This window comes from Bradyrhizobium sp. G127 (assembly GCF_021502575.1).
In the GTDB taxonomy this organism is placed as follows: domain Bacteria; phylum Pseudomonadota; class Alphaproteobacteria; order Rhizobiales; family Xanthobacteraceae; genus Afipia.
Genome location: NZ_JAKFGN010000002.1, coordinates 1078900 through 1092807, shown reverse-complemented (window position 1 = coordinate 1092807; position 13908 = coordinate 1078900). Strand labels below are relative to the sequence as shown.

Below are 13908 nucleotides of genomic sequence, written 5' to 3'. Positions count from 1 at the left end.
AGGTCAGGAAAGTGCAGGGGCTCTCGCCGCGCCGTTGTCCAGACTTATGGCAAGGACGCGGGCGACGTGCAATGCGCCGCGGCCCGAACCATCCTTGATTTGATGGCGGCAGGAGGTACCGTCGGCCACGATCAGCGCGTCATCGGCAGCCTTGCGCACAGCGGGGAGCAGGGATGCTTCCGCCATCTCGATCGACACATCATAAGTGTCCGCGCCATAGCCGAATGCGCCCGCCATGCCGCAGCAGCTTGACTCGATTTTCTCGACCTTGAGGCCGGGCACCAAACGGAGAATTTTCTCGACCGGCGCGAAGGCCCCGAACGATTTCTGGTGGCAATGGCCGTGCACATGCGCGCTCTTGTCGATCGGGCCGAGTGGCAGTTTGAGCTGGCCGGCTTCGGCCTCGCGCACCAGGAATTCCTCGAACAGCAGGGCATGGGCGCTGATCGTCCTGGCTTCGTCATCGGAGCGCAGCGACAGCAGTTCGTCGCGCAGCGTGAGCAGACAACTCGGTTCAAGTCCGACAATGGGCACGCCGCGTTCGGCGAACGGGATCAGTGTTTCGACCACGCGCTTGAGTTCAGCCTTCGCGTTGTCCACCAGTCCCGCCGAGAGAAATGTGCGGCCGCAGCACAGCGGGCGTCCACCGTCGCGCGCGCGAGGCAGGTGCACGCGGTAACCGCCGTCCACAAGGACGCGCAGCGCCGCATCGAGATTCTCGCGCTCATAGGCGCGGTTGAAGGTGTCGGCGAACAGCACCACTTCGCGGCCGGTCTCGGGGCCGTAGGCTACGCCCGCGGGCGCGAAGACATCGCTGCGGAATTCCGGCAGGTCGCGCTTCGCGCTGATGCCCGCGACCTTCTCGAACAGCGCACGGAGAATGCTGCTGCGGTTGCGCAGATTGGCGAGCCACACGAAGCGCGAAGCAAGGCTCGCATAGTGCGGCAGATAGCCCACCAGCCGGTCGCGCAGCGTGAGACCATGCTTGGCAACGCGCGCGGCCAACACCTCGATTTTCATTTTCGCCATGTCGACGCCGGTGGGGCATTCATGGCGGCACGCCTTGCAGGAGACGCAGAGTTTCATCGTCTCCATCATGGCGTCCGACGACAGCGCGTCGGGGCCGAGCTGCCCGGAGATGGCGAGGCGCAGCGTGTTGGCGCGCCCGCGCGTGACGTCCTTCTCGTTGCGCGTGGCGCGGTAGGACGGGCACATCACGCCGCCTTCAAGCTTCCGGCACGCGCCATTGTTGTTGCACATCTCCACCGCGCCCTGGAAACCGCCGGCGGCGCCGGGATAGGCCGACCAGTCCATCACGGTTGTGATGTTCTCGATCTTGTAGCCGGGCGCGTAGCGGAACAGCGAGCGGTCGTCCATCTTCGGTGCATGGACGATCTTGCCGGGATTGAGCGTGCTGTCCGGATCGAAGCGCTCCTTCACCTCCTCGAAGGCGTGGACGATCTTCGGTCCGAACATCTGCTCGTGGAATTCGGAGCGGACGATGCCGTCGCCATGTTCGCCGGAGTGCGAGCCTTTATACTCGCGCACCATGGCGAAGGCTTCCTCGGCGATGGCGCGCATCGCCTTGACGTCCTTGTCGAGCTTGAGGTTCAGCACCGGCCGCACATGCAGGCAGCCTTCGGAGGCGTGGGCATACATGGTTCCGCGAGTGCCGTGCTTCTCGAAAATCTTGTTCAGGCGTGCGGTGTAGTCGGCGAGATGCGGCAGCGGCACCGCGCAATCTTCGACGAAGGAGACCGGCTTGCCTTCCTGCTTCATCGACATCATGACGTTGAGGCCGGAGGTGCGGAAATCCGTGATCGCCGCCTGCATCGCGGGCTCGATCACATCGACCACACCGCCCCATTTGCGCTGCGGCTGGTCCCAGCCGAAACTGAGATCGCCCATCAGATCACCGAGCTGTTTCAGCTTGGCGAGATTGGCGGCCTGATCCGCTTCGGCGAATTCGACGATGAGCAGCGCTTCCGGCTCGCCCTTGACCACGGCCTCGATGGTCGGCCGGAACATCGCGATATCGCGGCCGAGCGCGACCATGGTGCTGTCGACCAGCTCCACGGCGATGGGCTTCAGCGTCACCAGATGCTGCGCGGCGTCCATCGCCTCGTAGAAGCTGCCGAAATGGCAGACGCCGAACACCTTCGCGCCGATCAGCGGCCACAGCTTGAGTTCGACGCGGGTGGTGAAGGCGAGGGTGCCTTCCGATCCCACCAGCAGGTGCGCCATGTTGTTGACCGGCTGCGGCGTCAGCGCATCGAGATTGTAGCCGCCGACCCGGCGCTGCACATGCGGAAAGCGCGCGGCGATCTCGTTCGCTTCGCGCTCGCCGAGCGCCAGCATATCGCGGAACAGGTCGCGGCCCGGCCGTTCGGTGTTCTGCCACGCCATGTCGCGCGGCACCTCACCGAAATGCAACAGCGTGCCATCGGCCAGCGCCGCATCCATCGAAATGGTGTTGTCGCGCATGGTGCCGTAGCGCAACGAGCGCCCGCCGCAGGAGTTGTTGCCCGCCATGCCGCCGATGGTGGCGCGCGACGCGGTGGAGACATCGACCGGAAACCAAAGGCCATGCTTCTTCAGTTGCCGGTTGAGATCGTCGAGCACGATGCCCGGCTCCACCACGCAGGTGCGCTTCTCGACATCCAGCGAAATGATCTTGTTCAGGTGCTTCGAGACATCGACCACGATGCCGTTGTTGATGGTTTGTCCGCATTGCGAGGTGCCGCCGCCGCGCGGGGTGACGATGCGCCCATCGTCACGGGCAATCGCCATCGCGCGCAAGGCGTCGTCGATGGTGCGGGGCACGACCACGCCGAGCGGCTTGAGCTGGTAGAACGACGCATCGGTAGCGTAGCGGCCGGTGCTGAAGGAATCGAACAGCACGTCGCCGCTGACTTCGCGCGACAGACGCGTGGCCAGCGCGCTGTCCTGCGCCGTGGTCTTTCCGGGTGCGGCTTTCTGCTGAGCCATATCGAACCTTGAAAGAGTGAACGTTGCGAGGGGCGAACGCGTTCTCAGGTCGCGCTGTCGCGCAGCGCTGAAACCTCCGCCGCCGGGCACCCTGTCGACTGGTGCTCGCGCAGATATTCGCAGACCGCATCGCATTTCTTGCGCATGTGGTCGAACATCAGCCGGCTCATCTGGTCGCCGTCGCGGCGGCGCAGCGCATCGACGATGGCCTCGTGCTCGCGCATGGCGTCGCTGAGGCGGTCGCGGCGCACAAGGTTGGCCGAATAGCGCAGCCGCTTCACGATGGCGTTGGCGGTGGCGTAGCTCGACGACAGGAACGGATTGGCTGCGGCATCGACGATGGCCTGATGAATCTTCTGGTTGAGGCGGAAATAGTCCGCCACTTCCTGCCGCAGATAGTGCGTGTACATCTCCAGGTGCATCTGTTCGATGGCGGCGATGTCCGCATCGGAGATTTTCTCGCAGGCAGCCTTGCCGGCGACGAAATCGAGCCCGGCCAGCAGTTCGAACAGGTTGCGGATGTCGGCTTCCGAGAATTGCCGCACCCGCGCGCCGCGGTTCGGCAAGAGTTCGATCAGGCCTTCGGAGGCCAGAACCTTGAGCGCCTCGCGCAGCGGCGTGCGCGACACGTCGAAGCGTTCGCACAAATCGCGCTCGGGAATGCGGCTGCCGGGTTCGAGGTGCCCCTCGACAATGAAGTCGCGCACCTGACTGAGAAGATCGCTGTGCAGCGAGGCCGGTGCGGCCTCGACGATTTCCAGCGACTTGGCTCGCAGAAGATTATTCAAAATCTCAGGCCTCCCGACCGTGCCGGATGGTGCGGCTGCGCTGAAAACCGAATTAATCCAACGATGCTCAGCGTGTTCTTTTCAATAACGCTAGGGGTATCGGATTTTCACCTTGTGCAAAAGGAAATTCTGAATACAATCGCTGCCAACAAAATCTCGCAATGCACAAATATTGCATGCAAAAATAGTTCGGGGAGTGCCGCGATGTCCAATGCCTCAGTCCATACTGGCCGGCACTTCCTGCAGATTCCAGGGCCGACCAATGTCCCGGACCGCGTGCTGCGGGCGATGGACATGCCGACCATCGATCATCGCGGGCCTGAGTTCGCCCAGCTTGGCCTTGAGGTGATCGAGGGCAGCAAGAAGATCTTCAAGACCAAAAATCCGGTCATCATCTATCCGTCGTCGGGCACCGGCGCGTGGGAAGCCGCCATCGTCAACACGCTGTCGCCCGGCGACAAGGTGCTGATGGTCGAGACGGGACATTTCGCGACGCTGTGGCGCGCGCTTGCCGAGAAGATGAAGATTGAGGTCGAGTTCGTGCCGGGCGACTGGCGTCACGGCGTCAGCCCGGAAGAGGTCGAGGCGCGGCTCGTCAAGGACAAGCAGCATCTCATCAAGGCCGTGATGGTCGTGCACAACGAGACCTCGACCGGCGTCACCAGCCGGATCCACGAGGTCCGCAAGGCGATAGATCGCGCCAAGCACCCCGCGCTGCTGATGGTCGATTCCATCTCCGGCCTCGGTTCGATCGAATACGATCACGATGGCTGGGGCGTGGACGTGACGGTCTGCTGCTCGCAGAAGGGCCTGATGCTGCCGCCGGGCCTCGGCTTCAACGCGATTTCAGACAAGGCGCTGGCCGCGACCAAGACCAGCACATCGGTTCGCTCCTATTGGGACTGGCACGACATTCTTGCCGCCAACAAGAGCGGCTCGTGGTCCTACACGCCCGCGACCAATCTGCTGTACGGCCTCAAGGAAGCGGTGGCGATGCTGCTGGAGGAGGGGCTCGATAATGTGTTCGCCCGTCACAAGCGCTATTCGGCCGCGACCCGCGCCGCGGTAGAGGTTTGGGGTCTTGAAAATCTCTGCCTCGATCCGCGCGAATATTCGCCGATCCTGACGGCGGTAGTGATGCCGGAAGGGCACGATGCCGACCAGTTCCGCAAGGTCACGCTCGACAATTTCGACATGTCGCTGGGGTCGGGTCTGAGCAAGATCAAGGGCAAGGTGTTCCGCATCGGCCACCTCGGCCATTTCAACGATCTGATGCTGATGGGCACGCTGGCCGGTGTCGAAATGGCGCTCGGTCTCGCCAAGGTCCCGCACAAGAAGGGCGGCGTCATGGCCGCGATGGATGTTCTGACCAATGGCGGCGCGTTATCGAAGCCGAAGTCCGCAGTGGCGTAGCGCCGCGGCGGTGATCGCCGGCCATTGATACCGACTTCAAAATCCGCAGCATAGCGGAGCACTCAACAAGGTCCGGCCAGACCGGATTTAAAAGAGACACAGGGAGAAGACCGCATGAAGACTCTCATCAAGGCCACGAGTGTGCTTGCACTGATGGCAACCAGCGCGCCGGCGCTCGCCTGGGAGCCGGCCAAGCCGGTTGAAATCGTCGTCGCCGCCGGCGCCGGCGGTGCGTCGGACCAGATGGCGCGCATGATGCAGGCTGCGATCCAGAAGAACAATCTGATGAAGCAGCCCGTCATCGTTTCGCTGAAGGGCGGTGCGTCCGGCGCGGAAGCGCTGATGTACATGAAGGCCAGCGACGGCGATCCCAACAAGCTGCTGATCGCCTATTCGCTGATCTACATGCTGCCGCTGTCGGCGAAGATCCCGTTCAACTGGCGCGATCTCTCGCCGGTCTCGGTGATCGCGATGGACCAGTTCGTGCTGTGGGACAACGCTGCGGGTCCGAAGACCGTGAAGGACTTTATCGCGGCAGCCAAGGCGTCCGGTTCGCCGTACAAAATGGGCGGCACCGGCTCCAAGCGCGAGGACCATGTTCTCACCGTCTTCATGGAAAAGAAGACCGGCGCGAAGTTTTCCTACCTGCCCTACAAGTCGGGCGGCGAGGCGGCGACGCAGCTCGTCGGCAACCACATCGAATCCAACGTCAACAACCCGTCGGAGAATCTCGAAGTGTGGCGCGCCGGACAGGTTCGCGCGCTGTGCCTGTTCGACAAGGAACGCATTGCATACAAGACCAAGGTCACCGAGACGCAGTCGTGGAACGACATCCCGACCTGCAAGGAAGAGGGCCTCGACATGCAGTACCTGATGCTGCGCGCCCTGTTCCTGCCCGGCAAGGCAACGCCGGATCAGGTCGCTTTCTACGTCGACCTGTCCAAGAAGATTACCGAGACGCCGGAATACAAGGACTACATGGAGAAGCAGGCTCTGAAACCGGTCTTCATGACCGGAAAAGATATGCTCAAGTTCCTTGAAGAGGACGATGCCCTGAACAAATCGCTCATGACCGAAGCAGGCTTCGTCGCAAACTAACCTCGTCCTGGGGAATCTGGCGCCATCGTCCAAGAGATGGCGTCAGATTTTACTTCCTTCCTGTAATTTCGCCGGCGGATTCCGAGATGGCCAATTCAGATATCGAAATCGTCGTCGAGGATCCGACTGCGCCGGATGAGAACTCGCCTGCCATCACCAATAACCGCACCGTCGAGATGGCGGTCATGGCGCTGCTGTTCGTGCTCGCGGTGGTACTCGGCTGGGACAACTGGCGCACCGGCGCGTCGTGGGATTCCACGGGGCCGCAGGCCGGCTATTTCCCGTTCTATCTGTCGGTGATCCTCGGCGGCGCGGCGCTCTATGGGCTTGCCAGCGTCGCGATCAAGCGCAGCGAAGGACTGGAAACCTTCGTCACCCGCGCGCAGTTGCGCCGCGTCTTGCAGGTGTTCGTGCCCACGCTGCTGTTTTGCCTCGCGATGCAGTGGCTCGGGCTTTATGTTGCGAGCTTCCTGCTGATCGCGGGCTTCATGTCGATCATCGGCAAGATCGCGTGGTGGAAATCGCTGCTCACCGCATTCATTTTCGTTGCGATCATGTTCGTGACGTTCGATGTCGCCTTCGACGTCATCATGCCGAAGGGACCGCTTGAAGCGGTCTTCGGACGCTAGGCCGGGACCGGGGATACGATCATGGAAGCACTCGGTCTGTTGTTTCACGGCTTCGCGGTTCTTTTCACCTGGAAGATCATGGCGCTGATGATGGTCGGGCTGGTGCTCGGCATCTTCGTCGGCGTGCTGCCGGGGCTCGGCGGCCCCAATGGCGTTGCGATCCTGCTGCCGCTGACCTTCACGATGGACCCGACCTCGGCCATCGTCATGCTGTCCTGCATCTACTGGGGCGCGCTGTTCGGCGGCGCGATCACCTCGATCCTGTTCAACATTCCCGGCGAGGCATGGTCGGTCGCCACCACCTTCGACGGCTATCCGATGGCGCAGCAGGGCAAGGCCGCAGAGGCGCTGACCGCCGCATTCACCTCATCCTTCATCGGTTCGCTGGTCGCCGTGATGCTGATCACGTTTCTCGCGCCGAGCATCGCAGGTTTCGCGCTGAAATTCGGGCCGCCGGAATTCTTCTCGGTTTACCTGCTGACGTTCTGTTCGTTCGTCGGCCTTGGCCGCGAGGCCAAGCACAAGACCGTCATCTCGATGGCGCTCGGGCTGCTGCTGGCGGGCGTCGGCCTCGACACCGTCTCGGGCCAGTTGCGCATGACATTCGAGTCGTCCGACCTGATGCGCGGCGTCAATTTCCTCGTCGCGGTGATCGGCCTGTTCGGCATCAGCGAAATCCTGCTGACCATGGAAGAGCGGCTGGCGCTGCGCGGTCATGCGGCGCGCATCAGCCTGCGCACGGTCTGGAACGTCTGGAAGGATCTGCCGAAATACTGGGCGACGCTGGTTCGCTCGTCGGTGATCGGCTGCTGGCTCGGCATTACGCCCGGCGGCGCGATTGCTGCGTCGTTCATGGGCTACAACCTTGCCAAGCGTTTTTCCAAGGACAAGGAATCGTTCGGCAAGGGCCGCATCGAAGGCGTGTTCGCACCGGAGACCGCCGCGCATGCCTCTGGCACCGCGGCGCTGCTGCCGATGCTGGCGCTGGGCATTCCCGGCTCCGGTACCGCCGCGATCCTGCTCGGCGGCCTGATGGTATGGGGACTCAATCCCGGGCCGCTGCTGTTCGTCGAGCACAAGGATTTCGTCTGGGGCCTGATCGCGTCGATGTATCTCGGCAACGTCGTCGGCCTCGTGCTGGTCCTCACCACCGTGCCGATCTTCGCGTCGATCCTGCGGGTGCCGTTTGCGGCGATCGCGCCGATGATCGTGGTGTCCTGCGCCATCGGCGCCTATGCCATCCAGAACGCGATGTTCGACATCTGGCTGATGCTGGTGTTCGGCGTGGTCGGCTATGTCTTCAAGAAGATCGGCATTCCGCTGGCGCCGTTCACGCTGGCGCTGGTGCTCGGAAGTCGCGCCGAGGATGCGTTCCGCCTCGCGATGATCGGCTCGGGGGGTACGGTGAAAGTGTTCTGGTCGAACGGCCTGGTCGGCTCGATCACCACGCTCGCTATCGTGCTGCTGTTCTGGCCGCTGATCGACAGGGTGTTTGAAATGTTCGGACGGAAGCCGAGCCCGGCAAGGGCGTAAGAATTGTTAGCGTGGCGCCGCCGCTCTTCGAGGCCTTCGCTTCGCTACGGCACCTCAGAGTGACGGCGACGCCAAGAACGTCATCCCGAGGTGCGAGCCGTCTCCGGCGAGCCTCGAAGGATGACAGCAAGAAGCGTGTTGCTAACTCTGCGTCGCGCCGCTGACCTTGCACGATCCTTCGGCGGCCTCCTGGTCGATGAACGGAAACTTGGTCTTCTTGAACAGCTTGGAGGTCTTCGCCTTGACCGTAAGAGCCAGCCGCTGGTCGGTCTCGATCTTGCGGCCGCCGGTCTTGGACATGTAATCGCACTTCACGCGGATGTCCTTTACCGCGAAATCATTGTCATTGGTGACGGTGATGTCGGCGGTGCCGATATTGTTGGTACCGGGCTTGCGCCACTTCTCGATGGAGATCTTGACCTTGTCGCCGGGCTCAGCGGCGAGGGCTGTGCCGGTGGCGCCGACAAAGATGGCGGCGATGGCGGATATAACGATCGTCTTCATGGTCGGAATCCTGACGGTTCGAATAAAATCCTGATGGCAGGCGCGGCATGCGCCCGGACTCCGGAAATTGATTTGCAGCCATTGAGCGAGAGCGTTTCGCCGCTACTATAACGGCCGCGGCGATGAAGCGGCAACCGCATTGGGACAGGACTTGCAATGAACGACATCTGGCGTCTCTCGGCTACTGAACTTGCGTCGCACATCCGGTCACGGAAACTGTCGGCGCGGGAAGCCGCGTCCGCCGCGCTCGACCGGTTGAATGCGGTGAACCCCGCGATCAACGCGGTGGTCGATCATCGGCCCGAGGAAACGCTGGCGCAGGCTGATGCCGTCGATGCCGTGCTTGCGAAGGGCGAGGATCCCGGCACGCTCGGGGGCGTGCCGATCACCGTGAAGGTCAACGTCGATCAGGCCGGATTCGCTACCACGAACGGCGTCCGGCTACAGCGTGACCTTGTGGCGCAGTCGAACAGCCCGGTGGTGGACAATCTGCGCAAGGCCGGGGCCGTCATCGTCGGCCGCACCAACACGCCGGCATTTTCCTATCGCTGGTTCACGACGAATTTGTTGCATGGCGATACGAAAAACCCGCGCGATCCTTCGATCACGCCGGGCGGTTCCTCAGGCGGCGCGGCGGCGGCGGTGACCTCGGGCATCGGCCACGTCGCCCACGGCACCGACATCGCCGGTTCGATCCGCTATCCGGCCTATGCCTGCGGCATTCACGGCCTGCGCCCGACCATCGGGCGCATTCCGGCATTCAATGCATCGTCGCCCGAACGGCCGATCGGCCCGCAGATCACGGCGGTCTCCGGTCCGATTGCCCGCACCGTCGCCGATGTGCGGCTGGCGCTACATGCGATGGCGCAGCGCGATGTGCGCGATCCCTGGTGGGTGCCCGCGCCGCTGGAAGGGCCGCCCCGGCCAAAGCGCGCGGCGATCTGCCTGCGTCCGGGCGGCCTCGAGACCGTCAGGGAGGTCAGCGATGCGGTGGCCGATGCCGGCAAGCGGCTGGAGCGGGCAGGGTGGACCGTCGAGGAGATCACCGAAATTCCGCCGTTCGAGGAAGCGGCGGATTTGCAGGTCAAGTTCTGGCTGGCGGACGGCTACGACGCGATGCGCGATGCCGCGGAACGCGAAGGCGATCCCGGCGCGCTGGCCGTGTTGCGCGGCCATGAGACAACCGCGCGTGCGCTCGACTTTGCCGCGTTCTCGAAGATGCTGACCCGCCGCGCGACGCTGGTTCGCGCATGGGAGATGTTCTTCGACACCTATGCGGTGATCGTGATGCCGCCGTGCGGCGAACTGCCGTTTTCATGGCAACTGGATCTGAAGGACGACGCGTCCTTCCGCCGGGTGTGGCGGGCGCAGATGCCGCAGATTGCGCTGCCGTTCATCGGCATGCCGGGACTGACAGTCTCGACGGGAATGGCCGGTCGTTCGCCGGTGGGCGTGCAGATCGTGGCGGGACGTTACAGGGAAGATCTCTGTCTCGCCGCCGGGGAGGCGATCGAGGCGGGCGGCGTGCCGCCAAGCCCGATCGATCCGGTGCTGGCCTGAAGGCGGCGCTTGGCGCGAAAGACGCTTTCGGTATCCGAGAGCAGTTTCTGCGTGCGCCGCACCACGTTCCGCCCGGCCTTGAGATCGCGATTGGCGACATGAAGCAGGCGGTGCCCTTCGACCACGAGTTCGCGGGCGTGCTTGATCTGCTCGTCGAACGAGACAATCGGGGGCGCTGCTTTGGCCGTCGTCATGACCCGGCTCCTGTGTCTGCCTTGATCAAGTCTGCCCTGGTCAAGTCTGGCTTGGTCAGGTCGTCCTTGCAGTCACCAACGCCGATGTTAGCGGATCGTTCACCCGGACGCTGCTCGTCGCGAAACTTTTCCACCGGAGACTGATTCGCGGCTCAACGCCTTGGCGCGCCGGAGAAATTTCCCGCTGAACCCGATCCGCTGCCGCGCTGTCTAACCAAAATGACGCAGCGCCGCCGCGGCTTGCGGGGACGGGGTCGTCGGTTATTCTTGAAGGCAACGCAGGGCTGAGGTGGACATGAGCGAGACAAAGGCGGCGGAGCGGGCCAGGCTTGACGATGTGCCCGCTGCGGGTGGCTCGGCCTCCACCGGCAAGGTCGGCGTCTATCTTGCGCTGCTGCAACTGTTCTTCACGCTGGGCTGGACGGTCTATGTCGTCTACCTGCCGCAGCTCGCCGCCAAGGTCGGCCTTCCGGCCACCGCCGTCATCATCATCCTGCTGGTCGATCAGGCGGTCTTCACCATCACCGATACGCTGATGGGCATCGCCGCCGACCGCATGACGCCGATTGTCGGACGGCTCAGCCGCATCGTCATCTGGCTCACGGTCGTATCCTGTGCGGCTTTCGTGGCGCTGCCGTTTGTCGCGGACCTCGGCCCCAACGCGAAGATCGCGCTGATTGCGCTCACGCTGGTATGGGCCGTGACATCCTCGGCGCTGCGCGCGCCGCCGCTGGCCCTGCTTGGAAAATTTGCGGCGCGGCCGTCGATTCCGATGCTGTCGTGTCTCGTGATGCTGGGTTACGGCATTGCCGGCGCGGTCTCACCCTATCTCGGCGTCGTGCTGCGCAGTCACGATCCGCGGATTCCCTTCGTGGTGTCGACCATAGTGCTGCTGCTCACCGCGCTGTCGATGTCATGGATCGAGCGCCGGTTGCGCGAGGGCAGGCTGAGCGCACCGGAACGCGCGCCGGTCACGGTGCCGAAATCCTACGGCGCGCTGGCGCTGATCTTCATCGTGGCGATGCTCGTGCTTGCGCTCGGCTATCAGCTGCACTTCAGCATCAACAGCGCGCCGCTGTTCCTGCGCTTCGCCAAGCAGCCCGACCTGCAATGGCTGATGCCGGTGTACTGGATCGGCTTCAACATCGCGATGTTTCCGGCGAGTTTCATCACGCGCCGCCTTGGCGGATTGCTGGTGATCGGCTGCGCGGGATTATTGGGAGCGGGGGCGGTGTTCGGCATGGAGAATGCGGGCGGCCTGAACACCATGATCGTTATGCAGTTCATGGCCGGTGCGGCGTGGGGTTGTATCCTGATGAGCGCGGTCGCGGCAGCCATTGCGGTCAGCGGCGGCGCGGAGGGCAAGGTGCTCGGCCTGATGTTCTCGGCGATCGCGTTGGCGACGTTCACGCGCATCGCCACGGTGGCGGGCGGGTTGTCCCGCAATTCCGCCTATGAGGCATTGCTGCAATGGACGCCGGTGCTGTGCTGGGCGCTGGCCGGCGCGGCGCTGCTGTTCATCGCGGTGGCGCGCCTGCGCAAATGGCGGCAGGGCGAGAACCCCGCCAATGTGCCGGTCTAGGGGCCGTTCCAGTTTATTCCGGACACCAGAATTTATTTTCAGGCATCGCGTTCCGCCGCTCTCCATCCTTTGACTTGGCAAACGGTGAGCGGCGTTGGACAAAGTCTGCCATGAGAATGCGTCTTGCTCTGCAAAAGCTGTTGTGCCTGTTGCCATTGCTACTGGTTCTGCCGACCGGAAGCGATGGCGCGGCTCTGGAGCGCGGCACGGCGATCACCGATCCGGAGATACTCCGCGCGCTCGATGCGTCTGGACTGAGTCTCGCCCGTATGCTCGGCGCGGACCCGAACAGTTCAGGCGCAGACCTGTTCGCGCTGCCGTCGATGACCATCGTGCGCGATGCGACGGATCGCGACTTCAACCGCTATGTCGTCGATCGCAAGGATGCATCCGGCAAACCCAATCGGTTCGACCGCGCTGCGCTCAATACGCCGGGAACGCGGTTCGATCTGGCGGGAATCGTCAATCGGATGGATCGCGCTTTTGTCTCGCCCGATACCTGCGGGGAAATCCGGCTGATCTACCGTCCCATCGCCAATCACGACTCCACCAGCAACGACGCGCCGCCGTCGCGGCTGCCGATGACATTCAACCTCGTCATGAAGGCCAAGCCTGTGAACGCCGGCATCAGCTGCGCCGAACTGGCGAAGCGGTGGCTCGATTCTGACGACGCCGGTCCTGCCAACGCGGAGCGCGCGGCCATGCTGATCGGCAAGGGCGGAGCATTGGAATGGATCACGCCCGAGGCCATCGACCGCATCGAGCTCAACATCCAGATCGCGCGCGAAGCTGCCGACGCCAATGATTTCGACGGCCGGGCCGATTACCTGATGAAAGTGTTCCGGCTCAATCCACGGGGGCAACTGTTTGAGGAGTCGCCGCTGGAGAACCAGATCGATGTCGACCGGCTTCTGACCGATGCGACGCTTGCTGCTGATTTCAGGAAATGGCTGCTGACGCCTGCCAATTTCGCAGATCTCGATCGCGGCCCCATCGTGCTGCCGGATCGTTTTCTGGCGCTAAGCGCCATCAATGCAACACCTGCGCACACCGACGCCGAGGTGAGCGCGCGGAAATTGTTTTCCGACGATGACATTGTGGCGGCGCTGGCAAAAGCATCGGCCAGTTCCCAGCTGGAAAATATCCAGTCATTCGCAGGCTTCGCGCGTCGTCTCGACGACATCACATGCAGCGGGTGTCATCAGACCCGCTCTATCGGCGGGTTTCATTTTCCGGGCCGGGAGCAGCCGGGAATGGCTCCGGGCGCCGTCGTCGCGGCGGCCTCGCCGCATTTCTTTGGCGATCAGCACCGCCGCCGCGATATTCTGGCGGCGTTCCGGGACGGCGCGCCGCCGGATTTCTCCCGTGGATTTTCCGCAAGACCGCAACCGCGCCGCGCGGCCGAGCTGGCCGGCACGACCTATTTCAATGGCTGGGGCGCGGTGTGCACGATGCCGGAGGCCCGTGGTCAGCCTGACCGAAGCTTTTCGTCATGGACCTGCGCCGAGGGTCTGTCGTGTCAGACATCGCCCGGCGCGACGAATTCGCGCGCGGGGTTCTGTTTCTTGAAGAGTGATTGAGATGCTGAGTTCTTCACCTCTCCCCGCAGGCGGGGAGAA

At 63.3% G+C, this 13908-nt stretch carries 11 protein-coding genes; 7 read left to right on the top strand and 4 right to left on the bottom strand.

Features of this window, described 5'->3' with window-relative positions; all coding sequences use genetic code 11:
• Nucleotides 1-3 precede the first annotated feature (3 nt).
• Both LVY71_RS17305 and LVY71_RS17300 read right to left on the bottom strand, forming a co-directional pair.
• Entirely contained in the window at nt 4-2988 is a 2985-nt protein-coding gene (locus LVY71_RS17305) for an FAD-binding and (Fe-S)-binding domain-containing protein (protein ID WP_235101084.1), read from the bottom strand.
• 44 nt (nt 2989-3032) lie between these two features.
• Nucleotides 3033-3776, bottom strand: coding sequence for a GntR family transcriptional regulator (locus LVY71_RS17300; protein WP_235101083.1), 744 nt, complete (start codon nt 3774-3776; stop codon nt 3033-3035).
• A 204-nt stretch (nt 3777-3980) separates the two neighbouring features.
• On the opposite strand from LVY71_RS17300, the gene LVY71_RS17295 reads away from it, so the two are divergent.
• The 4 genes from LVY71_RS17295 to LVY71_RS17280 all read left to right on the top strand — a co-directional run bounded on the left by LVY71_RS17295 (nt 3981) and on the right by LVY71_RS17280 (nt 8449).
• A complete protein-coding gene (locus LVY71_RS17295) occupies nt 3981-5189 on the top strand; it encodes a pyridoxal-phosphate-dependent aminotransferase family protein (RefSeq protein WP_235101082.1) in 1209 nt (402 codons plus the stop codon).
• A gap of 114 nt (nt 5190-5303) precedes the next feature.
• The gene (locus LVY71_RS17290) at nt 5304-6287 is read left to right on the top strand and encodes a Bug family tripartite tricarboxylate transporter substrate binding protein (protein ID WP_235101081.1); all 984 of its coding nucleotides are present in this window, start codon (nt 5304-5306) and stop codon (nt 6285-6287) included.
• A gap of 86 nt (nt 6288-6373) precedes the next feature.
• The gene (locus LVY71_RS17285) at nt 6374-6916 is read left to right on the top strand and encodes a tripartite tricarboxylate transporter TctB family protein (protein WP_235101080.1); all 543 of its coding nucleotides are present in this window, start codon (nt 6374-6376) and stop codon (nt 6914-6916) included.
• Between the two features lie 21 nt (nt 6917-6937).
• Complete coding sequence (locus LVY71_RS17280) at nt 6938-8449, top strand: tripartite tricarboxylate transporter permease (protein WP_235101079.1); 1512 nt, start codon at nt 6938-6940, stop codon at nt 8447-8449.
• A 141-nt stretch (nt 8450-8590) separates the two neighbouring features.
• Here LVY71_RS17280 and LVY71_RS17275 read toward each other — a convergent pair whose 3' ends face one another.
• A complete protein-coding gene (locus LVY71_RS17275; protein ID WP_235101078.1) occupies nt 8591-8953 on the bottom strand; it encodes a hypothetical protein in 363 nt (120 codons plus the stop codon).
• Nucleotides 8954-9109: 156 nt separating this feature from the next.
• On the opposite strand from LVY71_RS17275, the gene LVY71_RS17270 reads away from it, so the two are divergent.
• On the top strand, nt 9110-10513 hold the full coding sequence (locus tag LVY71_RS17270) for an amidase family protein (RefSeq protein ID WP_235101077.1): 1404 nt from the start codon (nt 9110-9112) through the stop codon (nt 10511-10513).
• On the opposite strand, the gene LVY71_RS17265 is transcribed toward LVY71_RS17270, so the two are convergent.
• Nucleotides 10426-10707 (bottom strand): hypothetical protein, encoded by a 282-nt coding sequence (locus LVY71_RS17265; protein ID WP_235101076.1) that lies wholly within the window; start codon nt 10705-10707, stop codon nt 10426-10428. The two genes, LVY71_RS17270 and LVY71_RS17265, sit on opposite strands and share 88 nt — an antisense overlap.
• Before the next feature lie 295 nt (nt 10708-11002).
• Between LVY71_RS17265 and LVY71_RS17260 the strand changes: the two genes are divergently transcribed.
• A complete protein-coding gene (locus tag LVY71_RS17260; RefSeq protein ID WP_235101075.1) occupies nt 11003-12289 on the top strand; it encodes an MFS transporter in 1287 nt (428 codons plus the stop codon).
• Nucleotides 12290-12405: 116 nt separating this feature from the next.
• Nucleotides 12406-13869 (top strand): hypothetical protein, encoded by a 1464-nt coding sequence (locus tag LVY71_RS17255; protein WP_235101532.1) that lies wholly within the window; start codon nt 12406-12408, stop codon nt 13867-13869.
• Nucleotides 13870-13908: the final 39 nt, after the last annotated feature.